General features: G+C 50.5%; 16 protein-coding genes. 5 read left to right on the plus strand and 11 right to left on the minus strand.

What is annotated here, in order from left to right:
• Positions 1 to 4: 4 nt before the first annotated feature.
• From DFP95_RS10045 to DFP95_RS10105, 11 genes are all read right to left on the minus strand, one after another.
• Complete coding sequence (locus DFP95_RS10045; RefSeq protein WP_181907342.1) at positions 5 to 2,389, minus strand: glycosyl hydrolase family 95 catalytic domain-containing protein; 2,385 nt, start codon at positions 2,387 to 2,389, stop codon at positions 5 to 7.
• A 105-nt stretch (positions 2,390 to 2,494) separates the two neighbouring features.
• Positions 2,495 to 7,762 carry a X2-like carbohydrate binding domain-containing protein gene (locus tag DFP95_RS10050; RefSeq protein ID WP_245987513.1) on the minus strand — a complete coding sequence of 1,756 codons (5,268 nt, stop codon included), beginning with the start codon at positions 7,760 to 7,762 and terminating at the stop codon, positions 2,495 to 2,497.
• A gap of 265 nt (positions 7,763 to 8,027) precedes the next feature.
• Positions 8,028 to 9,710 (minus strand): extracellular solute-binding protein, encoded by a 1,683-nt coding sequence (locus DFP95_RS10055; protein ID WP_115992483.1) that lies wholly within the window; start codon positions 9,708 to 9,710, stop codon positions 8,028 to 8,030.
• A gap of 113 nt (positions 9,711 to 9,823) precedes the next feature.
• Positions 9,824 to 10,729, minus strand: coding sequence for a carbohydrate ABC transporter permease (locus tag DFP95_RS10060; protein WP_115992484.1), 906 nt, complete (start codon positions 10,727 to 10,729; stop codon positions 9,824 to 9,826).
• 14 nt (positions 10,730 to 10,743) lie between these two features.
• A complete protein-coding gene (locus DFP95_RS10065; RefSeq protein ID WP_115992612.1) occupies positions 10,744 to 11,652 on the minus strand; it encodes an ABC transporter permease in 909 nt (302 codons plus the stop codon).
• A gap of 389 nt (positions 11,653 to 12,041) precedes the next feature.
• Positions 12,042 to 13,679: an extracellular solute-binding protein gene (locus DFP95_RS10070; RefSeq protein ID WP_115992485.1), complete on the minus strand. Its 1,638-nt coding sequence runs from the start codon at positions 13,677 to 13,679 to the stop codon at positions 12,042 to 12,044.
• A 15-nt stretch (positions 13,680 to 13,694) separates the two neighbouring features.
• On the minus strand, positions 13,695 to 15,995 hold the full coding sequence (locus tag DFP95_RS10075; protein WP_115992486.1) for a helix-turn-helix domain-containing protein: 2,301 nt from the start codon (positions 15,993 to 15,995) through the stop codon (positions 13,695 to 13,697).
• A gap of 155 nt (positions 15,996 to 16,150) precedes the next feature.
• A complete protein-coding gene (locus DFP95_RS10080; RefSeq protein ID WP_115992487.1) occupies positions 16,151 to 18,457 on the minus strand; it encodes a glycoside hydrolase family 95 protein in 2,307 nt (768 codons plus the stop codon).
• 1,038 nt (positions 18,458 to 19,495) lie between these two features.
• Positions 19,496 to 20,593, minus strand: coding sequence for a mandelate racemase/muconate lactonizing enzyme family protein (locus DFP95_RS10090; RefSeq protein WP_115992489.1), 1,098 nt, complete (start codon positions 20,591 to 20,593; stop codon positions 19,496 to 19,498).
• Positions 20,594 to 20,631: 38 nt separating this feature from the next.
• Complete coding sequence (locus tag DFP95_RS10095) at positions 20,632 to 21,399, minus strand: SDR family NAD(P)-dependent oxidoreductase (RefSeq protein WP_115992490.1); 768 nt, start codon at positions 21,397 to 21,399, stop codon at positions 20,632 to 20,634.
• Between the two features lie 482 nt (positions 21,400 to 21,881).
• Positions 21,882 to 22,535: a GntR family transcriptional regulator gene (locus DFP95_RS10105; RefSeq protein WP_245987514.1), complete on the minus strand. Its 654-nt coding sequence runs from the start codon at positions 22,533 to 22,535 to the stop codon at positions 21,882 to 21,884.
• Positions 22,536 to 22,828: 293 nt separating this feature from the next.
• On the opposite strand from DFP95_RS10105, the gene DFP95_RS10110 reads away from it, so the two are divergent.
• From DFP95_RS10110 to DFP95_RS10130, 5 genes are all read left to right on the plus strand, one after another.
• Complete coding sequence (locus tag DFP95_RS10110; protein WP_115992492.1) at positions 22,829 to 23,410, plus strand: TetR/AcrR family transcriptional regulator; 582 nt, start codon at positions 22,829 to 22,831, stop codon at positions 23,408 to 23,410.
• Between the two features lie 65 nt (positions 23,411 to 23,475).
• Positions 23,476 to 24,369 carry a substrate-binding periplasmic protein gene (locus tag DFP95_RS10115; protein ID WP_115992493.1) on the plus strand — a complete coding sequence of 298 codons (894 nt, stop codon included), beginning with the start codon at positions 23,476 to 23,478 and terminating at the stop codon, positions 24,367 to 24,369.
• A 2-nt stretch (positions 24,370 to 24,371) separates the two neighbouring features.
• A complete protein-coding gene (locus DFP95_RS10120; RefSeq protein WP_115992494.1) occupies positions 24,372 to 25,016 on the plus strand; it encodes an amino acid ABC transporter permease in 645 nt (214 codons plus the stop codon).
• Positions 25,017 to 25,037: 21 nt separating this feature from the next.
• Positions 25,038 to 25,784, plus strand: coding sequence for an amino acid ABC transporter ATP-binding protein (locus DFP95_RS10125; protein ID WP_115992495.1), 747 nt, complete (start codon positions 25,038 to 25,040; stop codon positions 25,782 to 25,784).
• A gap of 42 nt (positions 25,785 to 25,826) precedes the next feature.
• On the plus strand, positions 25,827 to 26,249 hold the full coding sequence (locus tag DFP95_RS10130; RefSeq protein WP_115992496.1) for an OsmC family protein: 423 nt from the start codon (positions 25,827 to 25,829) through the stop codon (positions 26,247 to 26,249).
• Positions 26,250 to 26,354 lie beyond the last annotated feature (105 nt).

Genomic DNA, 26,354 nt, shown 5'->3' on the forward strand with positions numbered 1-26,354 from the left:
ACTCCTAATAAGGTATCAGCTGGATTCTCTCTCCTCTATCCGTATCCAACACCAATACGTCCCCTTTCAGCGTCTCCTCCCCTCGGCTCCGGATGCATCTCGCTTTGCCCCATGGGTTATACACCCGGAGCCGCGAGCCGGCTTCGCTATAGATTTCAATCCCTTGCACGGATCCTTCGTCGGCTGCGGCGCTGACCAGGAACCCGCCGACCGCCCGAAGCGTGCTGAATTCGGCGCGCTTGTCGAGCGGCCAGTTAGGGAAGAGGCGAATGATTCCGTTATAGCTTTGCATGAGGCATTCGTTGACGACGGCGGGCAGGGCGAAATTCTCGAACCATATGCCCATCGGAGCCATATAATCGAACGAGGTCGTATCCGAATAACGCCCCCCGGATTCCAGCAATTTATCGGTGCAAGTTCCGTTGGGAAGCATGCAATACTCGATCTGGCGCTTGAACCGTTCCAAATCCAGCTTGCCGAGCCGAGCTCCCGCCAGATTCAGGAATACGAGCTCGTTCCCGCCCTCGTTGCGATGATTAAGATAAGAATTAACCGCGATGCGATATTCCTCCGGCGAGGAGTGCAGGCCGTGGTCTTCCCCCGGGAATACGGTTGAAATGCCATTCGGCACGTTATAGATCACTTCAGGGTCTTCGCCCGGGACGGACACGAATACGGTCCCCCGTTGCGACTCGGCCGTCGGATATTCCGGGAATTTCCCGAGAATCTCCTCCGCTTCCGCGAGAAGCTCCGCTTCCTCGCCGCTACGTCCGAGATCTTCGCAAGCTTGCGCGAAGGCGCGGAACAGAAATTTCGTCAAAGTCAGGTCTACGATGCAATCGCTATTCTTCTTGAAACCGGGAGTAAGCTCGTATAGCTCCGGAACGACCGTCGGATAGATATGATAGCGATCGTCTCCCCAAGCCTCCCCGCTCGCATCCGGCCTCTTCATGTAATCGACCATGAACAGCACCGCTTCCTTAATCGGCGTAAAGGCGCGAGTCTCCAGGAACGTCCTGTCCATCGTGTAGATATAATGCCACCATAGGCTTTGCACCGTCCACGGCGTCTCGCAAACTTCCCAGCCCCAATGCGGAACGGGATAAGGCATCATGTTCATCTCCACGGGGTAGGCGGAATGCGGGTAATAAGCACCGCGCAAGCCATAATACTCCCGCGCCCACTTACGGCTGACGGGAAGAACGTGATCGACCATGTTCACGTATGCCAGATGTTTCTCTACGTGGTTGCTTGAGAACGCAAGCCAGAAAGGCTGCTGCGTATTGTAGTTCATATGGTAGTCCCCATGCCATTCCGAACCGATCTTGCCGTAGCTCCAATTGGCGAATATACCCGGACACGTCGCGTCGGGCTTCACGGAGCATTGAAAGAAATAGAGATTGCGGTACCATACCCGCTCCAGAAATTCATCCTCTAGGGAAACGCCCGAGCGGGACCAATAGCTTTCCCAGACTTTACTGGATGAAGCGAAAGCGGCATCGAAAGTCTTCCGGTCCGGCTCGCCGATGCTCCGCCCCACAAGCGGAACTTCCGCATCCAAGCCCTCCTCCAGTTCAACGAGAAGCGTAAAATCTTTTCCTCCGGCTAGCTTGGCTTCCAAATCGTTAGGGCTTTCTTGAAAGGATACATCCACGGAAAGAGAGACCGTTAAACCGAAAGCCTTGTCCTTGGTCCGATCCCCCGTCTCTCCTTCTACCTTAAGATCGAAAGGAAGCGATTGGCGAAATGAAAGCTGCCGAGCGCCAACGTTGGTCGACGAAGCGTATTTGGGTAGCTCATGCGGCGTTTGCGGATCGGGGATGATTCTCGCCCTGTTGAAAATATTATCCGCGGACGCCCCCCCTTCGGTATGGCGAAGAGTCGCCCACAGTCGGTCATGCTCCTGATCCGCGAACACGAGCAAAGTAACGGAGCGTTCCCCCGACTTGAAATCGATCTCGCAGAGCCCGTTATCCAACCCCAATCTATGTCCGAGCACCTCCGTCGTCCGCCGATCGAAACCGAGCAGCAAAGAGCCGCATGGCATCGGACGGGGATACGGGAAGGCGTAATTTTCGCTGGTCATGGCCACGTATTCCTTGTACCAAGGCTCTTCGCTTAGCGAGGAATAACTAGAGGGAATTTCTCTTAACCTTGCGAATAAGTCCTCGAAGGTTCCGATCTTATCCTGATGCAACTCGGCGATTCGAATATCCCACACGTTGTTATGTCCGAAATGAATGACGACGGCGTCGGGCCGGGTCGTCACGACCGCCCCCATTCCCCCATTGCCCAATAGTGCTCCTTCGAAAAAGGTAGCTGCCGGACGGTCATATCGGATCGCGTGTTTGCGAGCTTGCCCGAGAATGCTTTCTGTCGTCATGGTCATGGCTGCAATTCCTCTTTTCTCTATGATGGTCTTGCCTTTAAAACCCGTAAGTCCGATGAAGAGCCCTCCCTTAAACGGGAAGGGCTCCATCGCGTTCAATATGATTTAGTGAGTGACCCTGAGCGAATCCAACGTCATCTTTAGTCCGGATTTTTTAAGCACTTTGATCGTATGCGTCCCCGGCGAGAGCCCTTGGATGCTATACACCGTCTGCTGGACTTGCAGCGTCGGACTATACGTATTTACGGTGGACTTAAAGACGCCGTCCACGTAAACATTGAATTCGCCTTGCAAAGCGTTTTTCTCCGTGATGATCTCGATACCCGTTCCGGTGAATTTATACTGGAAGTACGGCGGATTAAACGGAGCGGCGTTATGGGAATGGACGTCGTCCTGGTAATCCCCCAGCCCCCGGTTCGTGCTGTGCGTCCAGCCGCTGGAATATTTGATGGCAGCATTCGAATCGTTCACGATCGTCTGAGACGGCACGGTAAAACTCAACTTATCCGCAATCATGTAGTCTCCCGATTTTTTCACGACCTTGATCGTATGAGTGCCATTCTCCAGCCCGGAAATACCATATAAGGTTTGTTCGACCAATCTAGAGGAATGATGGGTATTTACCGTTTTCTTATACTTGTTATCCACGTAGACATCCACTTTGCCTTGTAAAGGACCTTTTGCCGATATAAATTTGATCCCGGTGCCCTTAAACGTGTATTCGAAATAATCGTTGTTCGTTTCCGTGTAATGCACGTCGTTCCGGTAATCCCCTCGGAAGGAGAAAGTCAGCGTAGATGTTCCTACCGGCCGGGTCGCAAGATATTGCTTCTTGATCGTGACCTGATTGCCCTTCAGCTTGTAATCCTTGCCTAATTCCAACGCGGTTTCACCGTTGGTTATGCCTAGTAAGTTGCTACCGTCGATATTCAGCGTTGTTTTTACGTCAGTCTTCGCGTTCTTGTCAAAGCTCGCCGTATCCGGGCCAATCAAATCCTCTACCTTAAATTTCAGTTGATCCAGCAGCATGTAATAGCCCGATTTCTTCACGGCCTTGAGGGTATGCTCGCCATAAGGCAATCCGGTAATGTTGTATACCGTTTGCAGTGCCTGTTTGCTGACGTTGTACGTACTGATGGTTTGTTTGAACTCGTTATCCACGTAGATGTCCATATCTCCATGGGAAGGATCTTTTTCGGTGACGACCTCAATTCCCGTTCCCTTGAATTTAAACTCGAAAGAGGCGTTGTCGGTCTCCGTGTAGTGCACGTCATCCTTGTAATCCCCGACTCCCCTATTTCTATTATGCGACCAGGCGCCTTGATAAGTAATTCGGGTATCGTCGTCGTTGACCCATACATACCTGCCTCTGGATGTGTCGCTAACGATAACGGCAAGATTCTGCGTCGCTCCTTCGCTGAACGTCAACGTCAAGTTGGTTATTCCCGTCGGAAGAGCCGCAAGATAATCCTTCTTAATGGATACTTGGTTGCCTGATACCGTATAATCGATACCTTGCGCCAATGCGGTTGCGCCGTTCGCGATGCCGTTCAGTTCGTTTCCGTTGAACGATATTGTCGTCGATACGTCTGCCTGAGCCGATGCTTTCTGGTCGAAGCTGACCGCGGATGGGCTGATCGCGCTGTTCTGCGGCGACGAATCGCTAATAGTGACGATGAAGGTCTGTACGGCTCCCGAACCGAAGGAGAATGTCAGGCTGGTTACACCAACCGGCCTGGTAGCTAGATATTCTTTCTTGATGGTTACTTCATTGCCGGAAACGGTATAGTCGGTATCTAACGTCAATGGAGTTCCGCTTAGCGATATACCGCTTAGAGCGTCTCCATTAAGCGTCATGGTTGTACCGACATCGGCCTGTGCGGATGCATACTTATCAAAGCTTCCCGTCGATGGGCTGATTCCAACCGTTACGCTCACGCTCAATTTATCTAACAGCATATAAGATCCCGATTTCTTCACGGCTTTGAACGTATGCACTTCATCGGACAATCCAGTAATGCTGTATACGGTTTGTTGGACGGATCTGCCGTCGCTATAAGTACTCACCGTTTGTCTGAACTCGTTATCCAAATAGATATCGACGTCGCCCTGCGAGGAATGCTTTTCCGTAATGTAGTCGATCCCGGTTCCCTTGAAGGAATATTCGAAGTAAGCGTCGTTCGCCTCGGTGTAATGAACGTCATCCTGATAATCCCCGAGTCCCCTGCCCGTACTATGTCCCCACGAACCCGAGTACGTAATGCCGGGATCGCTATCATTGATGGATGCCTTAGGTCCAGGGTTAACCACGACAGGCACGCTGACGCTGAAATTATCAAGCAGCATATAAGATCCCGATTTTTTCACGGCTTTGATCGTGTGCGGACCGTTGGAAAGCCCCGAAATGCTATACACGGCTTGCTGCACCAATCTGTTGTCGTTATAAGTACTTACCGTCTGTTTGAATTCGTTGTCCACATAGATATCAATGTCGCCCTGCGAGGAGTCCTTTTCCGTGATCAGATCGATTCCCGTTCCCGTAAAGGCATATTCGAAGTAAGCGTCGTTGGTCTCGGTGTAATGGACGTCATCCTGATAATCCCCAAGTCCCCTGCCCGTACTATATCCCCAATTGCCCGAGTACGAAATGCTAGGATCGTTATCGTTAATCGATACCTTGCTGTACTCTGCTCCGGAGCTACTCACCGCGATGGCAAAAATCTGCGCAGCTCCTCCATCAAAGGTGAACGTAAGATTAGTCGTTCCTATCGGAGCGGCTGCGAGATATTCCTTCTTGATGGTTACCACGTTGCCCGAAACCGTATAGTCGGTTCCCTCCGTAAGCAATGACCCGCCATTCGCGATGCTGTCCAAGCTGCTTCCGTCATTGATCGTCGTGTAAACCGCCGCTTGTACCGACTTATCGAAGCTCGCCGTAGCCGGAGCGATCCGATCCGGCAGGGTGACCGTCAATTTGTCGAGTAGCATAAAGTAACCCGATTTCATAACGGCCTTCAAAGTATGAGCTCCGTTCGGCAATCCGGTAATGTTATACACGGTTTGCTGGCCCAATCGTCCTAAATTATAAGTGCTTACGGTCTGCTTGAACTCGTTGTCTACGTAAATATCCATAGCGCCTTGGGAGGGATCCATTTCCGTAATCAATTCGATTCCCGTTCCCGTAAACGTGTATTCAAAGTAATTATCCTTGGTTTCCGTCCAGTGGACATCGTCCTTGTAATCCCCGTATCCCCTATTCGTGCTTTGGTTCCATGTGCCGTTGTATACGATGGAGTCGTCGTCATCGTTTAGGGTAATGAACCCGCCGACGGACGAATCTTTAACGATCAAGGCTACGTTCTGTGCGGCTCCCGCATCGAAGGAGAAGATCAGGTTCGTTGTTCCTAGCGGCAAGGAGGCTAGGTATTCTTTTTTTACGGTTACCGTATTACCCGACGCCGTATAGTCCGTGCCCGCTACCAACGTTGTTTCTCCGTGCGCTATGCCGCTCAATTCATTCCCGTTCAATGTCAATGTCGTCGTTACGTCGGCCTGCGCCGCATCCTTCCGATCGAAGCTTATCGCGGACGGAGTAACTTTGCTGTCCTTCAGGGTAGTATCGCTTATCGTTATGCCTAAGGTTTGCGTTGCCCCCGAACTGAACGAGAAGGTTAGGTAGGCGATTCCGACGGATCGTTTCGCGAGGTATTCTTTCTTGATCGTAACCTCGTTGCCCGAGACCGTGTAGTCGGTACCTAGAGCCAATATCGCTCCGCCGTTCGCGATACTCGTTAATTCATTACCGTTAAGCGTCATCGTTGTCGTCACATCGGCTTGGGCGGAAACTTCTTTATTAAAGCTTCCGGTTGTCGGGCTGATCGTGCTGTTCTCCGCCGAAGCATCCTTAATCGAGATTAATAAATTTTGCTGCGCTTCCGAAAGCTCCTTTCCATCGTTTCTTTTCCAGGAGCCCGTATACTTCATGCCGGTATCGTCATCATTAAGAGAGACCTCGCCTCCCTGGGACGTTACTTTGAATAATCGCGATCCATGCGAGGCTAAGTTAATAGAACTGTAGCCGGAATCGTAGGTTCCAAGATTGGTATGGCTGTACAGATCCCGAACACTCGCGGGACCATTCAAGCCGATGTCGCTCCAATTGACGTTAACCGTCGCGGCGGAGCTTCCAAGGTTGAATAATGCTACCGTATAGGATCCGTCCCCGTTGTTGGCATACCAAACCTGCTGATCGGACTCGGTCGAGACGGGATGCGCCGGGCGCCCCGCTTGATTGACGGCGATGACCTCGTCGTTCGTTAATAGCTCGATTCCATAGCTATCCAGGTTAGTCAGATCATTGCCCGTGTACAATTGCGCCGACGAAATAGACCATAAAGTCATGGCCGTCTGACGCTCGTCTTTCGTTAAGCCATCCATTGCTCCGTTACCGACATTCAAAGAATCGAAGTCGTTCCAGCCTCCGGGACCGGCATGTCGCCACCATTGTTCCGCTAACGGGAACAGTCGGGCAATGCTGCCCCAGTTCGTTAAAGACTCCGCGCAATAACATTCTACATCCCAATCCACGCGCCAGCCGTTCGCGTATTGTTTCCAGTAGTCGGCATACTTGATGTCCAATGCCCAGGATAGTTCAAACCAGATGTTATGCGGCGCAAGCGCCTTTGACCAGGCCTTGACGTCGTCGCGGGAATCGCGGGAAAGATCGTTTACGCCCGAGCCGGGCATTACGCTGTCGTATTTGAGGAAATCAATTCCCCATTCGCCGTACAGGTCTGCAATAGAATTGATGTACTCTTGAGCTCCGGGTTTCGAGAAATCGATTTTATACCCGAAGTTCCAAGCGTCGATCTTCGTTAACGGTTGGTAAGCAATGTCCTTCATCGAATAGGAGGTTCCGTAAATCGGCAAATCGTCTTCGTAAGCTTGCGGCGACAAACCCGGAATGCCATAAATGCCGATTTTTTGTCCATTGTTATGAACATAGTCGATCACTTCCTGAAAGCCGTTAGGATATAGCGTCGTACTCGGTATGGGACGACCATATCCGTCCATGCCTCCGTTCCATCCGGCGTCGATGTTAATATATTCATATCCATGCGCTTGCAATTTCTCGTGCATGGCATCCGATTGCGCCTTAATTTGGTCGGCCGTTATCCGCGTGCTTCCGCTGCCGCCATTCAAGGAATCATAGACCTGCAAGCTATAACTGCTCCAGCCCATATACGGCTTCTGCCCTAATCCGTTATCCGCTGCCCGAGCAACGGGCGTATTCGGAAGTACGATTCCTAATTGCGTGGCGATCATAATAATAGCTAGTAACAAGATCCTGAATTTTTTTAATGACGTTACCACATGATTCATCCCCTTTAATGATTAAGAGTTTAAGAAAGCTAGTTACCAGATCGAGCGCTTGTGAGGAATTAAGCCTACGTTATCTTTATCTCCCTGCTTGGCATTCGTATCTTAAGAGTTCTGCCGGATCACCTCTCATGTTCTTTATTCAATGCCGGTAAACCGATTCGCCTTAAACCTCCAAGCGATGATCGGGGTTCTTCTATCCGAAAATTTACAAAAATCAGGTGCTTTATTTCGCAATAAAGCACCTGATTTTTACTTATTATTTTGCAGTCGCGTCGTAAGCCTTCTGCATGATTTCGAGATAACGGTCAACGTTCAAGTCTTTCAACCCTTTGACGTAAGAATCCCAATCCCTATTCAAATCCTTATTTCCGGTTACGAATTGAAGCGAGAATTGATCAATGTAGTTTTTGATGTTCGTTTGCAGGATGCTCGCCTCGTCCGCTTCCGCAGGATCGACCCAAACCGCCCATGCCGGGAACAATTCCTCGGGTTCTTTGCCATCGTACAACAGAGTTGCATTGTACAGCCTGCGTTCGTAACCTACCGCGTCGTAAATATCCGTCGAAGCAACCCAAGCGTCTCTCCATTCCCGAGGCTCGTAATAATGTCCCATGCCACCCCAGCCGGTGTTGTTAGGAGCAACGCCTTCTTTGTTCGGAATCGTTGTCCACAGCGGAGTAACTCCTTGACCAAGCGCTTCTTCCCCGGCTTCCGGTTTTCTCCAACCTACGCCTTCCGTTCCGTTAGTCGCATGGACTTGACCATCGGGCGTAAAGATATAATCAATCATTCTAATGAGGGCGATCTGGGCTTCTTTGCTGGCCTTATTCGTAATAACGAATTTAGCGCCAGGATTTATGCCTCCGCTATCGTGCGTTGCATAAGCGGCATGAGGACCCTGGAGCGGCGGTACCGGGTTGTAATCGGCCGACCGCGTATTGCCCGGATCGATATTGACGAAGATTGCCGGATGCATGCCCGCGCCGGCACCAAGGATCTGCGTATCCGCGTTCTCGCCGATTTTCTTGAATGCTTCTGCGTTTTGAGTAAATGCGCCCGGATCGATAAGACCTTCGTCATATAAAGATTTAATGTAAGTTAAGCCTTCTTTCCATTCCTGCTTCGTAGCTGCCGTCTCGACTTTTCCGTTAGTCAGGTTGAGATAATTCCGGTCATCGTCATAGACGAACCCGTTCATAAGGTATGGAATAATCCGTACGCCGAAATCCTCTTTCGATCCGCTGAGCGGAACTTCGTCTTTTTTGTTGTTGCCATTCGGATCGTCGTTTTTGAAAGCTTGAAGTACTTTTTTGAACTCTTCGGTCGTTTTCGGCATTTCTAGTTTCAATGCATCCAACCACTTGGTGTTAATCCACATTTTATTAGGGTAAGAGCAGTGGTAACATTGGCTGTAAGCAACAAGTCCGTAAATATTTCCGTCCGGAGCCGTAACGAACGACTTAAAGCTCGCGTCTTTTTCCAATGCCGCTTTAATATTCGGGGCGTATTGATCGATCAATTCGTTAAGCGGGATAATAACGCCTTGCTGTCCGTATTTAATAACGTCGGCTTGCGAGAATTGGTCGACGTAATTCGTCAATAAATAGGTGTCCGGGTAGTCTCCGCTGGCTAAAGAGATTTGACGTTTTTCTTTGGCGCCATCGCCCGGGATAACTTGCCACTTAAATTTGAAGTTAAACTTTTCTTCCATGGCTTTAGAGAATTCGCTCGTGCTCAAATCTTGCGTAGCTTCCTGTTGAGCGAATGCTTTAATTTCCACGGGCGGTGCGTCGCTTGCGGGTTCGGATGCAGGTGCCGACGATTCGGCAGCAGGCGCGCTGGAGGATGATCCCGCGCTATCGTTATTTTTAGAGCAAGCGGCTAACACGACGCTAGCCATCAGCATGAATGCCAATAAGCTTACGATTCTCTTTTTCATTTTCTAATCGCTCCCTTTTCGTTTAATAAGCATGGCAAATCGTTTCGCTTCCTTGGCCCGCTACATCCCGATCACCCCTCTCGTTTTCGCGTCTATCGACGGCGGACCGATAATCAGCCTTTTACGGAACCGACCATCATCCCCTGCACGAAATAACGTTGGACGAACGGATAGATAACGAGTACCGGCAACGTCGCGACGACGATCAGCGAGTACTTGAGAAGCTCGGATAGCTGCTGTCTTTCGACCAGCTTCAGCGCGTCGTTGATGGCTCCCGAGGTGTTGTTCTGGATAATAATGCTTCGGAGAATGAGCTGCAGCGGAAACAAATCGTCCGACTTGAGGTAGATAAGCGCATCGAAGTACGCATTCCATTGTCCGACGGCATACATCAGAAACAATACCGCGATAATCGGCATCGATAACGGGATAACGATGCTCCACAGAAATTTGAGATCGGTGCAGCCGTCTATCTCGCTTGCTTCGAACAATTCGTCCGGAATCGAAGATTGGAAGAAGGAGCGGGCGATAATGACTTGCCATACCCAGATCGCGTTCGGAATCAGAAGCGCCCATCTGGTGTCGATCATGCCTACTTCCTTAACAACCATGTAAGTAGGAATCAATCCGCCGCTGAATAGAAGCGTAAAGGTGATAAGCATCATTAAACCTTTTCTTCCGAAAAAGGTTTTGCGCGATAACGGATAAGCTATCATGATCGTCAAAGCGACGCTGATTAAGGTTCCTGCCGCCGTATAGAAGATGGAATTCCCATAACCCTTCATGACTTGAGGATTGTTGAATAGCACCTCGTAGCCTTTGAACGAAAGATCGACCGGCCATAGCCATACTTTGCCGGACGTGACGGCCCCCGGACTGCTGATCGAGCTGCTGAAAATATAAATTAAGGGATAGAGCACGACGAGAAGCACAAGGCACAGTATCGTATAAATAATAAACATGAAGATTTTGTCGCCCGTCGAGTCTTTTATCTTTTTTTTCATCGTTAGCGATGCCATTCGAGCACCCTCCTTTACCAAATGCTGTTGTTCGAGAATCTCTTCGCCAAGGTATTAACCGAAACCAACAGAATCAGGTTGATAACGGAGTTGAACAAGCCGACCGCCGTAGCGAAGCTGTAATTGGCGTTCAGCAAACCCACGCTATAAACGTAAGTCGCGATGATTTCCGAGTTTACGAGGTTCAAAGGGTTTTGCAACAAATAGACCTTCTCGAAACCGATAGCCATTACGCTTCCCACGTTTAGGATCAAGACGATCATGATCGTCGGGAGAATGCCCGGCAAGTCTACGTGGATGATCTTCTGAAACCGGGAAGCGCCGTCGACCCTGGCAGCCTCGTACAACGTAGGATCGATTCCAGCCAACGCCGCTAAATAAATAACTGCCGTATAACCTGCCGTCTGCCATATATCCGAAGAGATGTAGATCGATCTGAACATCCCTGGCTCTCCGAGAAAATTAATCGATTCAAAGCCGAAGTAGTTCAAGGCGATGTTAACGAACCCGAGACGCGGCGCCAGGAAAAGCATGATAATGGATACCATGACGACGGTGGAAATGAAATAAGGCGCGAAGGACACCAACTGGACGAACTTCTTAAACCGTCCGTTCTTCGCTTCGTTCAACATAAGGGCGAGCAGAATCGGAACAGGAAATCCGACGAGCAACAGCATTCCGCTTATTCCGAACGTGTTCTTAACGAGCGTCAAGAACATAGGATTGTTGAAGAACAGCTCGAAATGCTTGAACCCTACCCATGGGCTTCCCCAAATTCCTTTAATCACGTTGAAATCCTTGAACGCCAGTACGGCGTTCATCATCGGGTAGTACTTGAAAATCAAGAAAAACAGCACCGGCGGAATGACGATCAAATAAAGCTGCCAATGCTTCTTCAAGCTCTTGACCGCCTCTTGCCGCATGCTGAGTTTATTCGAATGAGATATAGATGGTTTAATGCTTATTGCAATTTCATTCTTCAAGACGATCCCCCTCCTTCGTTAACTTGCCTCGGTGTATGATAGCGCTTTCTACAACCGATTTTATAGGCTTTCCGCCAGATTCGGATAGGTACATTTGAGTGTTTTTACGTACAGTTCCCCCGATTTGAGGGGGTGCAAATCTCCGCTTTCGCGTACATTTTTCCGTCCGTTATTAAGCCTGGAGCCAAATGCTTGTCCCATGGGGAACCGGGACCTGGAAGATCGCGGTTCCCCGATTTTAGTCGAAGTGTGTTCTGGTCCATTTCTTCCTTCTTGTAGGCGCTAAACACAAAAAAATCCCGTACGCCTCGGCGCCGGGATTCGTCCTTTCAGTTCTTATTCGTCTTTAGCGATCTATCGTATGCTTTTTGCAGGATTTCGAGATACCGGCTTATTTTCATATCCTTCAAGCCCTTCACGTATTCCTCCCAATCTTCGCTCAAGCTTTTGTTGCCGGTAACGAATTCAAGGGCGTTCTCTTCGATGTAATTTTTGATATAGTTCTGCAGGAAGCTCGCTTCGTCCGCATCCTTCGAATCGATCCAGACGGACCAAATCGGGAACAACTCCTCGGGTTCTTTTCCCTCATAGAGCAACGTCGCCTCTTGAAGCCTTCGTTCGTAACCTTCCGGCGAGTAAATATCGGTTACTTGCGTCCAGCTATCTCTGTATTCCTTCGGCATATAGAGATGTCCCATTCCGCTCCATCCCGTATTGCTCGATATAGCCCACTTTTTTTGCGGTATCCTGGTAAACGCCGGAGCAACGTCCGGGTTCAGTGCTTGCTCGCCGTCCGTGGGCTTTCTCCAATCCACGCCCTCTTTGCCGACTTCCGCATGAGCTTGTCCTTCGGGCGTGAACATGTAATCCGCGATTTTGATCAACGCGATCCGTGCTTCTTCGCTTGCTTTGTCGGTGATAACGAATTTGGCTCCCGGATCGATGCCGATGTTGTTCAGCACGGCGAAGGAAGCATGAGGTCCGGCTAGCGGCGGCACCGGATTATAATCTCTTCCTCTCGTGTTACCCGGTCCCGTATCCACGAAAATCGCAGGATGCAAGGCGGCGCCGGCTCCTAATATTTGCGCGTCGGCGTTCTCCCCTATTTTCCAGTAAGCATCCGCATTTTGCGTAAAAGCGCCGGGATCGATCAAACCTTCGTCGTACAGCGATTTAATATACGTTAAGCCTTCTCTCCATTCCGGCTTGTCCGCTACCGTATCCACTTTACCGTTCTTCAGGCTAAGATATTTTCTATCGTCGTCATAGATGAAGCCGTTCATGAGGAACGGAATGATGCGCACTCCGAAATCCTCGATCGAGCCGCTTAACGGAATTTCGTCCGCAATGCCATTTCCGTTCGGATCGCGGGTCTTGAAGGCCTCCAAAACTTTCTTGAACTCATCCGTCGTCGCGGGCATTTTCAAGTCCAATTTCTCCAGCCACTTGGTATTCAGCCACATTTTATTGGAATAGGAGCAATGGTAACACTCACTGTAAGAGACTAAACCGTAAATTTTCCCGTCAGGGGCCGTACTATATGCTCTTAAGGTCTCGTTCTCGTCCATCGCCTTCTTAATATGGGGTGCATATTGGTCGATCAAGTCATTCAGAGGAACGATAACTCCTTGTTTACCATAGCGAAGAAGGTCTTCCTGCGAAAATTGATCGATATAGGCAGTAAGGATGTAGGCGTCCGCATATTTGCCGCTGGCAAGCGAAATTTGGCGCTTTTCTTTCGCTCCCTCGTAAGGTACGGTTGTCCAATCGAATTCGACGTTGAACCGCCTCTCGAGCTCTTTCGTAAAATCGTTCGTGGCCAAGTCGAGCGAAGATTCCTGTTGGGCGAATACCTTGATCGTTACCGCATTCTCCTTCTTCGCATCCGATTCCGGGGACGACGTGCAAGCCGCTAGGATCAAGTTAAATACGATGACTGTAATTGCTATGCTCCATCTTCTCTTCAACTTTCTCCCCCCTCTTTAATCTTCGACGGATTGCCTGAAGGCGCTGGGGGAAATGCCGGTTACCCGTTTGAACGCCCTCCGGAACGAGTGCGAGCTATTATAACCTACGCGGTTCGCGATTTCGTCCACCGTGTAATCGTTTCCCTTCAGCATAACCGAAGCATGATCCATTCTAACCTTCTCCAGGTGGTCGGATAAATTAACGCCAGTGACTTCTTTGAACAATTGCGAGATATACTTCTCCGGCCGTTCCACCTGCTCCGCTACCCGGTAAAGAGTAAGATCGGAATCCGCGTACGTCGCCTTGATATATTCTTTGATTTGTTCGACGGTCTTCGTATGGCTATCGTTTTTCTTGCTCATGATCAAACCGCATAGTGCTTCCATAATATCATGAATTTCGGTTTGAATATATTCGAAAGACTCGGTTGCCTGAATCTCGATAATCCTGTTTTTGATGCTCTCAAACAATTCCGATTCCATGAACGTTTTCTGATCGAGCAGCTTCAGGAAAGTTCCTTTCACTTCCCCGACCAATTGGTGCTTCATCTCGAAGGAAAGCCCCCGATGCTCCGTGTTCTGCGAAATAATAGATTGCAATATCCGCTTGGCTTCGTCTATTTCTCCCGCGCGGATCGTGCTGATCAATCGCAGTTCTGTATCGAGAGGGTAATAGTAAGTAGCGCTCTCGGTCCTCGTATCCTCGAACCACGTGATTCCCTTCTTGCTCGTATGCACGGCATGCTCCAACGCTTGCTTCGCCTGCTCGAAGGAATGGCTGACTTCGGTGACCGCGTCGAACGGGTCCCCCAAAGCGGAGGTTACGGATATCCGGTACTCGTCGAATACTTGCTGGGTTACCCAAGTCAACGTCTTCGAGATTTCTTCCTTGCCGATTTGAACGGTCGTCGACATATCCGCGAATGCGAACAGGAATACGATCTTGTCGGAGCCGATATCGGTCATTCGGACGGAGCTTCCGGAATCGGTCAACGTTTGCTTCAGAATCAGTCGCGCCGCGTTTAACTCGTTCAGAACTTCCACGCTGTCCATTAGCGAATAGCCGTTCACCTGCAGAATTCCCACGTATCCCGCGTTCCCGTTTAAACCCGCGTTCGACTGGACGGCCGCGGCGATGATCTCTTCCCTGGACTGGAATTCCCCGGCGATCAAGCGTTTGAGAAACGCGTCGCGAACGAGCGGAGCCTGCCGGTGCAGCTCCGACTCCAGTCGTTTGTTATTCGTGATCATCTCGGAAATATTACCGTGCAGGAAGTCGTATTCATTGCGCTCGGCCTGCACGTCCTGCCCGAATTGCTCCTTCATGACGCCTAATAGACGGTTAATAGGAGCGCTGTTCCTATGGGAAAGCAGAAAACCCACCAATAAACCGACGAGCAAGGCGATACCGGTTACCGTCCAGGTAATATTTTTGATCTTATTCGCGTTCTCCAATAATACCTTCCGCGGAATGCCGGCCTGATAGATCCAATCGTTCGTGCTGGAACGAATCGTGATGACCAGATCGTCCTCGTAAAATTGGCTTACCTTCTCCTTGTCGAAGCTCTTATCCGAAGCAAGCTTATCTACCTCCGTCTCCTCTATTCCCTGCAGCCCTATCGTATTTCCTTGGGCATCGGTAATATGAGCCCAACCTCCATAACGATCCGTAATGCCCGAAAGCAGACCCGTTATCGTTTTCTTGTCGATAATGACGACTACGATGGCGGGAGAGGAACCGTTGAAGCTATCTAGCGGGAGCGATTGCATATACGTCACGACGGAAGTTTCCGTCGCTTTATTGACGAAAGGCGTAAGCGGCATGATTTCGCTTCTATGCGTTTTCCCGAGTATCGTGCTCTTCCACTCAGAGAAAGAGATGTCGTTATAATGATAATTCTCGTAATAATGCTCCGGCCGGAAATAAGCCGAGCCCGGCGTTAGCACAACGTTATAGTTGTTAAGATAAATGAAAAAATGCTGAAGAAAATCGTTCGTCTGCCCGAAGGTCAATACGTCCCTCATCATTTTCCAAATGCCGAATACGTTGGACTCGTCGGTGGAACTCTTCTCGTTCATGAGTACGCTTAAGTCTTGATTAATCGCCAACTGTCTCGTAAAGCCCTCTACTTCCGCCATTCTTCGCTCCAATATTTCTTTGCTCTTCTGGAGCTGGGTCACGCTATTCTCGATGGAAACCGATTGGGTAACCGTGATCGAAGTACGGTAAGACATATATCCCGCGATGCTCGGTATGATCAGAATAACGATGTAGGAGAACAGAAAATTCCTGAAAACCCTGGAATACCTAGGCACTAAAGGAGCCTCCTTTACACGATTGAGAGCGCTATCATACCCGATTGGACACGATTCCGCAAGACTAAGCATTGGAAAATGAAAAGCAACTACCGATATAGAATCACCGAAGTTGCTTTTACATATAGGAATATGGAGTGTCCTTTCAGCTATCGCTAAATAAGATTCAATCGGCCATCGATTCTGTATACGCGCCCTGCCTCTAGGCGGAGTCGAGCCGTTAGCTCCCCGTAGCGCAGCGTTGTCTCTCCGTCGGCGAAAGCTTTAATCGAGGCTTCGGACAAGCTGCCGTTCTCCCAAACGATATCGGCTTCCATATTACCTTTAGCGCGTAATCCGGTTACTTTGCCTGCGGGCCATTGTTCCGGCAGCGCCGGCAAAAGGTCTATCTCCCCCGCGTGGCTCTGCAACAACATCTCTCCGATAGCTGCCGTTCCTCCGAAATTACCGTCAACGACGAAGATACTTGTTTCCGCTCCGGCGATTCCCGCCTTGGAATACGTAAAGAGGTTATCGAAGCATAGTCGTCCGATTAAATACGTCAACTGCTTATGCGCGTTCTCGCCGTCCCGCAATCTGGCGAAGCTCGCCGCGATCATCGCGAGAGTGAATTCAACGTCCTCCAGATCCGCGCGTCCCATCCTATTCTCCAGCGTCGTTCTCGCTGCCGCGCTTAAATCGGGCGTACCTTGCGGCGTGACTTGACTGCCGGGGTATAGCCCGAATAAGTGAGAGAGATGCCTATGGTCGGGTTGAGCTTCCCCATAGTCTTCCAACCACTCCTGTAGCTGCCCTCTAACTCCGATCTGCAGGGGAGGCAACAAAGCAATCGCTTGCTTAAGCTTCGCGCGAAATTCGGAATCCGTATTCAGGGTTTCCGCGGCGGACAGGGAAAATTCGAATAAATCCCTTACGAGCATCTGGTCCATCGTCGTTCCCATTGATAAATGGTAAGTATCGTTCTCGTTGTCGAGATAGAAGCTATTCTCCGGGGAATTGGACGGCCCGGTAACCAACCAGCCGTATTTCGGGTGTACGGTCATATAATCCAGAAAAAAAGCCGCGGCTCCCTTAAGCACGGGATACGCCGTATTTTTCAAAAATTCCCTATCCAATCCGAATTCGTAATGCTCCATCAGATGGGTCGCGATCCATAATCCTCCCGTGACGTTTAACCCCCATGAGGTTTCCCATCCGGGAGAAGCGAATCCCCACGCGTTGGTGAATACGTGCGCAACCCAGCCTTCGCAGCCGTAGAAAGCTTGCGCGGACGTTTGGCCCGCAACGGACAATTTCTCTACGAAGTTCATCAACGGAACGTGGCATTCTGCTAGATTGGTCGTCTCCGTCGGAAAATAATTCATTTGGGTATTTACGTCCAGATGGTAGTCGCAGCTCCATTGCATGCGATTCGCTTCTCCGTCGTTCCATATCCCCTGCAAGTTCATCGGAAGAGGGGAGTCCTCCCTGGAGCCTGATATCGTGAGATAACGTCCGTATTGATAAAATAAAGCGAATAGCTGCGGATCTCCATCGCGGCCGTCCGCGAGCAGCCGTATTCTCTCGTCCGTCGGAAGCCCGGATCGCCCGGATTCGCCAAGCTCCAAGCTCACCCGCGAATATAGCTTGCGGTAATCGGCGGAATGATCTTCCTTAAGCCTATAGTAGCCTTTGGAGATCGCTTGCTCCAGCTTCTTGCCGCTTTCCCGGGTCCAATCTTCTCCGTTTGCTTCGTAGTCGGTCGCAACGGCGAAATAGATAATTGCTTCATCCGCGTTCTTGACCGTAATGCCTTCCGCTCCGCTAACGATCGTTCCGCCTTTGGCAACGACTTTGGCCCTGCCCCTGCACAAGACGCCGCAGTTCCCGTCGCTATGCATGCTCTCGGTCGCTTTCCCCGCGAATTCGATCGTAGCTTCGTCTAATACGTCCGTCCTGAATTCCGGAGTTCTTCCTTCCAACGTAACGACGAAGTTCAGACCCCCGGATTGTTCGCTGCGCAGACGGGAAACCAGAATACCGTCCGGATGGGAAGCGAACGCTTCGCGCGAATAACTCTTCCCGTTAACCCTATATGTATGATGAGCGATGGCTTCTTCCAGATCGAGCTCCCGCCCGAACTGCTCGCCTTGCGCGTCATCGAAGCGAATCGTTAAATCGCATAACGTCAGGTTCGTCCCGAAATTTTTCTTCGCGGGCTGTAGCGCCCGTTGGGCAAGACGTTCTCCCTCGCGATATTCGCCCGCGAAGAGATGCTCTCTCATCCGCTCAAGATCCGGTTTCCCCCGGGATTCGCTTTCGACTGCCTCCGCTTGACCAGACCAATACGTAACTTCAGTGATACTCCATTTCTCCGATTCCATTCCGCCTTGAATGACCGCGCCCAAACTCCCGTTACCTATTGGAAGTCCGTCCGACCAACCGGTCGCAGGACGAGAATACCGAAGCTTCATTTGACCCATGTTGCACCATCCCGTGATTCATAATCTATGTTAGCGCTTACCATGACTTGATGTTACCTGATTTCGTCCGCTCCCGTAAGGTACATTTGCGGTTACAAGCGTACGATATTCCTTCGTCTCGGCGTAGTCTGCATGGAAAATTGGATGAGACCCGGCATCTGCGAACATCCTTTGATTTTCAGTTCGATGTTCGAAAAGCTTGTATATCTGGTACTGCTTTGGTCTCCGTTGTTCAATATTTCACTTGGAGAAACAGGCATGCTCGGCGGTTCTATTCCCCAAACTCGGAGGGAAATAAGCCGCGATATATGATCTTTCTGTCTAGAAAGTGGATATTCCGTAGCTCTTACTGATGCGGATCGATTTGACGATAGAGGTCGGAGATAGTCCGATTTCGTTACTATCTCGATTCGATTCGACGGTGGAGACCGGAGATGGTCCGATATCGTTACTATTTCGGTTCGATTCGACGGTGGAGACCGGAGATGGTCCGATATCGTTACTATTTCGGTTCGATTCGACGGTGGAGACCGGAGATGGTCCGATATCGTTACTATCTCGGTTCGATTCGACGGTGGAGGTCGGAGATAGTCCGATTTCGTTACTATCTCGGTTCGATTCGACGGTGGAGACCGGAGATGGTCCGATATCGTTACTATCTCGGTTCCTAGTAGCTGCGAAAGGAAGCGTTAGCTCGGTTTTGCTACTTAAGTTAAAATTTGCTACCCAATGGGGGGGCCAAGGTAGTGAATCAATGTAATTTGATTGATAAATTTCGTGAATTGCGTCAATCTTTCATACCCGTCTTGAGAGCGGCTCTAGTCACAGCGACTCCTCCCCCGAGAAGTTTTTTCCTTGCACAACGCAAGTATATCAACCTAAGTTGGCAAACCTCGTCTGTTTTGGAAAAAGAAATCTAATCTATTCCTATAAGTCCAGGAGTTGATAAAATAGCGGCAGTCTAGGACTTCTTTTCCCGTCCACGGCTGCCGCTGTTTCGATTATTTATTTGAGTAGGGCTATATCTTATTCCGCCCTCTATTTAACGCGGTACTCCTCGAAGTAACGAGGTATAATCGTCGTGGATGCCCCCGGCTGCTGAGGAAGCACGTAGAACCCGTCCTTCACGGTAGCCGGTTCTTCGAAAATGTGGCGAATCCACGGAATGTACTCCAGCATGATCGCGTTCGGAGTGGCAGCGACGAGATGCTGGTGAATCTGGCCCATGTCGCCGACATGCGGACATACGGGCAAGTCGTACGCGGCGGCAAGACCGGCGACCTGCAGCCATTCCGTCACCCCCGCGACCCGGGTTACGTCCACTTGAACGTATTCGACCGCGCCTCTCTCGATATAGTCCCGGAAGGCGTACTTGTTATACACGTGCTCGCCTAGCGCGATCGGTACGTTCAATTCGTCCGCCAGCTTGCGATGATTTCCGATATCGTCCGGGTTAAGCGGCTCTTCCAGCCAGATGAGGTCGAATTGCTCCAGTTTCTTGCCCCAGGTCATCGCCGTCGTGATATTCCATTGCTGGTTCACGTCGATCATCAGCCCGATATCGTCGCCGATCGCTTTGCGCACCGCTTTAACTCGGTCGAAGTCCTCGCGCGAATCCGGCAAGCCGACCTTCATCTTCACGGCCGTGAAGCCTTCCTCGAGAATGGCGCTCATGTCGGAGATCAATCTTTCCTTGCTCCAGTTCAACCAGCCGCCGTTCGTGTTGTACGCTTTGATCTTATCCGGCTTGTGCCCGCCAAGATACTGCCACAGCGGTTTGTTTACCGACTTGGACATGATGTCCCATAGCGCGATATCGACCGCGGCCAGCGCCATGTGGGTAATGCCTGCCCTCCCGATCCAGTGCATCGGCCCGAAGCGCAGTTCATCCCAGATTTGCTTGACCATGAACGGATCTTTGCCGATCAATGCCGGCGCGTAATAGCGATCTATCGTTTGGGCGATCATCTCGTCTCCATTCGCGCAAGTCCCCGTATAACCGTATCCAGTAATGCCCTCGTCCGTAACAATGCGAATGCCGGTAACTCCCCAATGCGTCGCGACGTTGATAGCGTCCGTAATAGGGGGAGTAATCGGTACATGTAAAATAAAGCTTTCCGCGGATATGATTTTCATTATGATTCCTCCTCGAATGTATGGGTACGAATTAGAGCTTAGTAGCCTAACGATGCCCCGCCGTCCACCGGCAGCGCGACTCCCGTCATGAACCTCGACTGCCCGCTCGCCAAGAACAACGCCGCGTCGGCTATTTCTTCCGCGTTCGCCGGCCTTCCGAGGGCATGCATGTCGTTAAGGATTCGGCGCGTCGACTCCGGATCTTCCTGTTCCTTGATCCACTGCTCCAAGAGCGGCGTTATAACGCCTGCCGGGCATATGCAATTGACTCGGACGCCGTCTTCCGCGTAATCCAGCGCAAGCGCTTTCGTCATGGCGATGATCGCGCCCTTGGTTGCCGCGTAAGCCGCGTTCTTCTTCTGACCCACCAAACCGTTCAATGAGGACATGTTGATGATGTTACCGCCGGTGCGGCGCAGGAGAGGAATGGCGTACTTGATCATCAAGTAAACGCTCTTCAGGTTCACGTCCAACAGACTATTCCACTCGTCCTCTTCCACTTCTTCCAGCGGCTTCGGTAAAATCTTCGCGGCGTTATTGAATAACACATCGATTTTCCCTACCCGCTCTACGATGGCTTCGATCAGCTTGCGAACCTCTTGATCCGAAGAAACATCTGTTATTATCGCGTAAGCCGATTCCGGGCCATGCATTCGGTTGATCTCTTCAGCGACTCGATTGGCTTGCTTGTCGTCGATATCGACGACGATAACGGTTGCTCCTTCTTCCGCGAAACGTTTGGCCGTCACCTCGCCGATGCCCGAGCCGCTACCCGTGATTACGCAAACTTTATCCGACAGGACCATTTCCGATCTCCTCTCCTTTCCATTAACGAAGCTCCTTCGTTATCTCAGCTCGTTTCGCGCTTGATCGGCGGAATTAACGAAGTTGCTTCGTTATCTCGGCTCGTTTCACGCTTGTCTGGCGGAATTAACGAAGTTCCTTCGTTATCTCAGCTCGATTCACGCTTGGCTTGCGGAATTAACGAAGTTGCTTCGTTATCTCAGCTCGTTTCGCGCTTGATCGGTGGAATTAACGAAGCTCCTTCGTTATCTCGGCTCTTATCACGCTTGCTCGGTGGAATTAACGAAGCTCCTTCGTTATCTCGGCTCGAATCACGTTTGTCTAGCGGAATTAACGAAGCTCCTTCGCTATCTCGGCTCGATTCACGCTTGGCTTGCGGAATTAACGAAGCTCCTTCGTTATCTCGGATCTACTCCCAAACCAAAATCATAAATCGTGTATGATTTAGATAATATCATACACGATTTATAGTGTAAATAATCGATTAGTCGAAGTTATCCCTTAGTCTCTGATGAGAATTAGATAGGTGCGCTCTCATAGCCGATACGGCTTGTTCGATATCGTTGTCCAATAGCGCCCTGACGATCGTCTCGTGCTCGAGCCTCTCCGCGTTTAGATCGATTCGGAAGCTATGCAAGCTAAGATAGCGATAAATACGCTCTATTAGAGAAGCAACTATTTGCTTTAGATTCTCGTTCTTGGCGTATTTCAGAATCGTACCGTGGAGATCTTCGTTCAGCTTCGACACCGCGTCCTCCATGTCCGTTCCTTCATTAGCGACGCTTTCCAAGGATAGCTGTTGAAGCATCCGAACGAGCAGCTCTTTCGGAATGCGGGAAGCCGCTTTGCGAACGGATAACTCCTCCAAGGACTGGCGAATCTCGAATATCTCGTCAATGTCCCGCAGATTCATCTCCGCGACGAACATCCCCTTAAACGGAACGATCGTAACCAAGCCTTCGGATGCAAGCCGAAACAGCGATTCCCGAATCGGAATGTTGCTAACTCCAAGGTCCCTCGCCAATTTGTCGATGTTGATTTTATCCCCCGCGGGCATGGCGTGCGACAGAATTTGATTTTTGATGAGCGAATACAGCTGGTCGGTAAGGACGTAACGGCTTAACGGTTTCTTGGTCAAAATGGCTCCCCCTACGGCGTGAACATGCCTCTCTTGTAACTGATCATAGGGTATCGAATCGCGGAGAACCTGTCAATTCAATGCCAAAACCATCACTCCGAACAGTGGGGTCGCACCTTGATCCGACTGGGTTTCTTTAGTACCCCTATCGAGATTCAACTACGCTCCTTGACAATAATCGAGTATTCCAATAGGATATAAAATTATACTGACTGACGAGTCAATCAAGAGGTGGGATTATCTTGAACGGGGATCGCGATACCCAGCAAAGCAATGAACGCAGGAGACACTTCATGCAAATTGCCCTAAGGCGCTTTGCGAAGGAAGGTTACCATGCAACCAAAATCTCCGATATCGTCTCGGAGGCGGGCGTGGCGCAAGGAACTTTTTACTGGTATTTCAAAAGCAAGGAAGCGATCGCTCTTGAAATCGTAGAAGACGGAAGGCAACAGCTTCTTGAAGTGATCGGGCACGGATATCGTCGAGATGCGGGGACGGTGCAGGATATGGTTCAAGCATCGGAAGCTCTGCTCGGCAAGCTGTTTGTATTCGCCGAATCCAACCGACATTTAATGGAGCTGTTGCTCGGAGGAGTCTCCTCCAGCGATCCGGTTCGGCAGGCGATCGCGGAAACCCGAAGCGCCCTGGAAAACGCGTTTCTTCTTAACATTCAGCGAGCGGTCGAGCTGGGAATGCTTCCCGACTCGATCGATTCCCGGTTACGGGCAGCCCTCTTGATGAGCTTAATCGAGGGCATCATATCGCGGTGGTTATTCGGCTCTACCGTTCCGGATAACGGAATCAAGACAAAAACAGCGCAACAGCTGGCTTCCGAAACAGCCAGATTCGAATTTTTCGGATTGCTCGGTATATAACAAGGTGGAATGATTCGGCAAAAGTCGGACACCTTAATCAAAAGAAGAGACTAGGAGAGAAAACCATGCTGAAAAAAACGAAGAGTTCGCTGATCCTTTCCCTTTCCGTCATTTTGTTGCTCACCGTCGCACTAGTCGGATGCGGAAACAAAAACAATAACGACCAAGGTGCTCCAAGCTCGGATGCCGCAAGCTCAGCCCCTGCAAGCTCGGCTCCCGCAACGGAAAGCGGGGCCGACAATTTGCTCGCCCAAGTGAAGAGCTCCGGCGTGCTGAAGGTAGGGTTAATGGGCACGTACGCACCGTACAACTTCCTGAACGATAACAAGGAAATCGACGGCTTCGATGCGGATATCGCCAAAGAAATCGCCAAACGTCTCGGCGTTAAAGCCGAATTCGCCGCGCAGGATTTCTCGGGATTGATTCCTAGCCTGCAGGCGAGCAAGATCGATACCATCATCAGCCAAGTGACGATCACGGACGAACGAAAGCAACAGATCGATTTTACCCAGCCTTACATCACTAATGAAGTGAAAGTCATCGTTGCCCAAGACAACGACTCCATCACGAAGCTTGAAGATTTCAAAGGGAAAAATATCGGAGTAGGCTTAGGTACGAACGACGAAACCTATTTACGCAATGAAGTATTGCCTAAAGTAGGAAAATTTACGATCAAAACCTACGACGACGTCATCACATCCCTTCAGGATCTAGACGCGGGAAGAATCGATGCCACCATTAACAACCTCTACGCGTTGAAGCCCATCGTGGATAAGAACGGATTCAAAATCAAGGCCGTCGGGGAAGCCATTAAGTCGGATCAAGCGGGCGTCGCCGTGCGCAAAAACAATCCTGAATTCCTAGCCGCGCTTGATCAGGCGTTAACCGATATGAAGGCGGACAAAACTTACGACACGATCTTCAAAAAATGGTTCGGCGAAGCACCGGCCGCTAAATAAATATGGATCTCGTGTGGGATAACGGGCTCTTCTTGCTTAAGGGAGCCTATTACACGCTGCTGGTTACCGTCGTCTCCATGTTCTTCGGACTACTTATCGGCATGGCGGTCGCCCTGGCCAGATTAAAAGGGAATCTTCCGCTAAGATGGCTGGCACGCGCTTACGTATCCGTCATTCGAGGCACGCCAGCCTTCGTGCAGATTTTGATCGTATACTACGGACTTGTGGATTACGGGATCACTCTTGGTCCGTTAACGGCGGCTTGCGTTGCGTTGAGCATCAATGTCGGCGCTTATTTATCCGAGACGTTCCGCGGAGCGATTCTTGCCGTTCCGAAAGGGCAGACCGAAGCAGCCTATGCGACGGGCATGACCTCCTGGCAGGCGCTAAGAAGAATCGTATTTCCTCAGGCCGCCCGCGTAGCCATCGCGCCGATGGGAAACACTTTTATCGGCATGCTCAAGGAGACGTCGCTTGTCTCCGTCATTACCGTGACGGAATTGCTCCGATCCGCTCAATTGTTGGTTGCGCAGTATTATGTGTACATGCCGTTTTATTTGGGCGTGGCGGTGATGTACTGGGTGATGAGCACAGTCTTTTCGGCTATTCTCGGAATGATCGAAAATCGGCTGTCCAAAGCATATTGAAGTTGGGGCGTGAACCGTAGGATGATCCGAACGAATGGACTATCGAAAGCCTTTCAGAGCGTGGAAGTGTTGAAGAACATCGACCTCCAAGTTGCGGCAAACGAAATCGTAATCTTGCTCGGACCTAGCGGCTCCGGCAAAAGTACGTTGCTGCGTTGCTTGAACGGATTGGAGGAGCCCAGCGCAGGCTCCGTTGAATTAAATGGCATCCGTATCGAACCTGCCATGACAAAGAAGCAAAAACTCTCGAATTTCCGTGAAATCCGGCGACAAACCGGAATGGTCTTTCAGCAATTTAATCTATATCCTCATAAAACTGCTCTCGGCAATGTCATCGAATCCCTGCTCGTCGTTAAAAAAATGGCGAAAGCCGAAGCCGTGAAAACCGGCGAACAGCTTCTGGAGCGGGTCGGCTTAGCCGATAAAAGGGACGCTTATCCGTCCAGATTGTCCGGCGGCCAGCAGCAACGGGTGGCTATCGCCCGCGCCCTGGCGATGAAGCCGGCCGTTATGCTCTTCGACGAGCCGACTTCCGCGCTCGATCCGGAGCTGGTCGGGGAAGTGCTGGACGTAATGCGGCAGCTGGCGAAGGAAGGGATGACCATGGTCGTCGTTACCCACGAGATGAAGTTTGCGCGCCAGGCGGCGAACAGAATCGTATTCATGGACGGCGGAGTCATTGTCGAGGAAGGGTCGCCGGAACGCTTTTTCACCGAGCCCCAAACCGAAAGAGCCAGAAAATTCTTGAATCAGCTTGGCGAGCATTAGACTGTATGATCACTAATCTCACGTGAGAAGGAGGTATACAGAATGAAGGTAATGACGACATGGCAAGGCAAACGTCTGTTTACATCCGTTGGGGATTCCGGTTATTCGATCGGAATGGATGCTACGCCCGCCTACGGCGGCGACGGAAAGGGAGCTACTCCGATGGAGCTTGTGCTGGCCGGCTTAGCCGGTTGTATCGGAATAGACGTAACCATGATCTTGGATCAATTTCTCGGCTCGGTCCGGAGTATCGAGATCGAGGCCGACGGAGCCCGGAAGGAGCAAGCGCCGACGGGATTCACGTCGATTGATTTGATTTTCAAAGTGGACGGGGATATACCGGACTATAGGGTTTGGAAAGCGATTGAGATGGGAAGCAAGAAGTATTGCGCGGTTTCCGATTCGTTGAAGGCCGATATCCAATATAAGCTCGTATTGAACGGGATCGATGTGTCTAAGACCTAAGGGGAGATCCATCCCCTACGCAAGAATGGCGCCTTCGCACGATGAAATGAATGCACCCCTTAGAATAGACATTGGATAACCCTCGAGGTTGTCCGATGAAATTCT

The sequence above is a fragment of the Cohnella lupini genome (assembly GCF_003386205.1).
In the GTDB taxonomy this organism is placed as follows: domain Bacteria; phylum Bacillota; class Bacilli; order Paenibacillales; family Paenibacillaceae; genus Cohnella; species Cohnella lupini.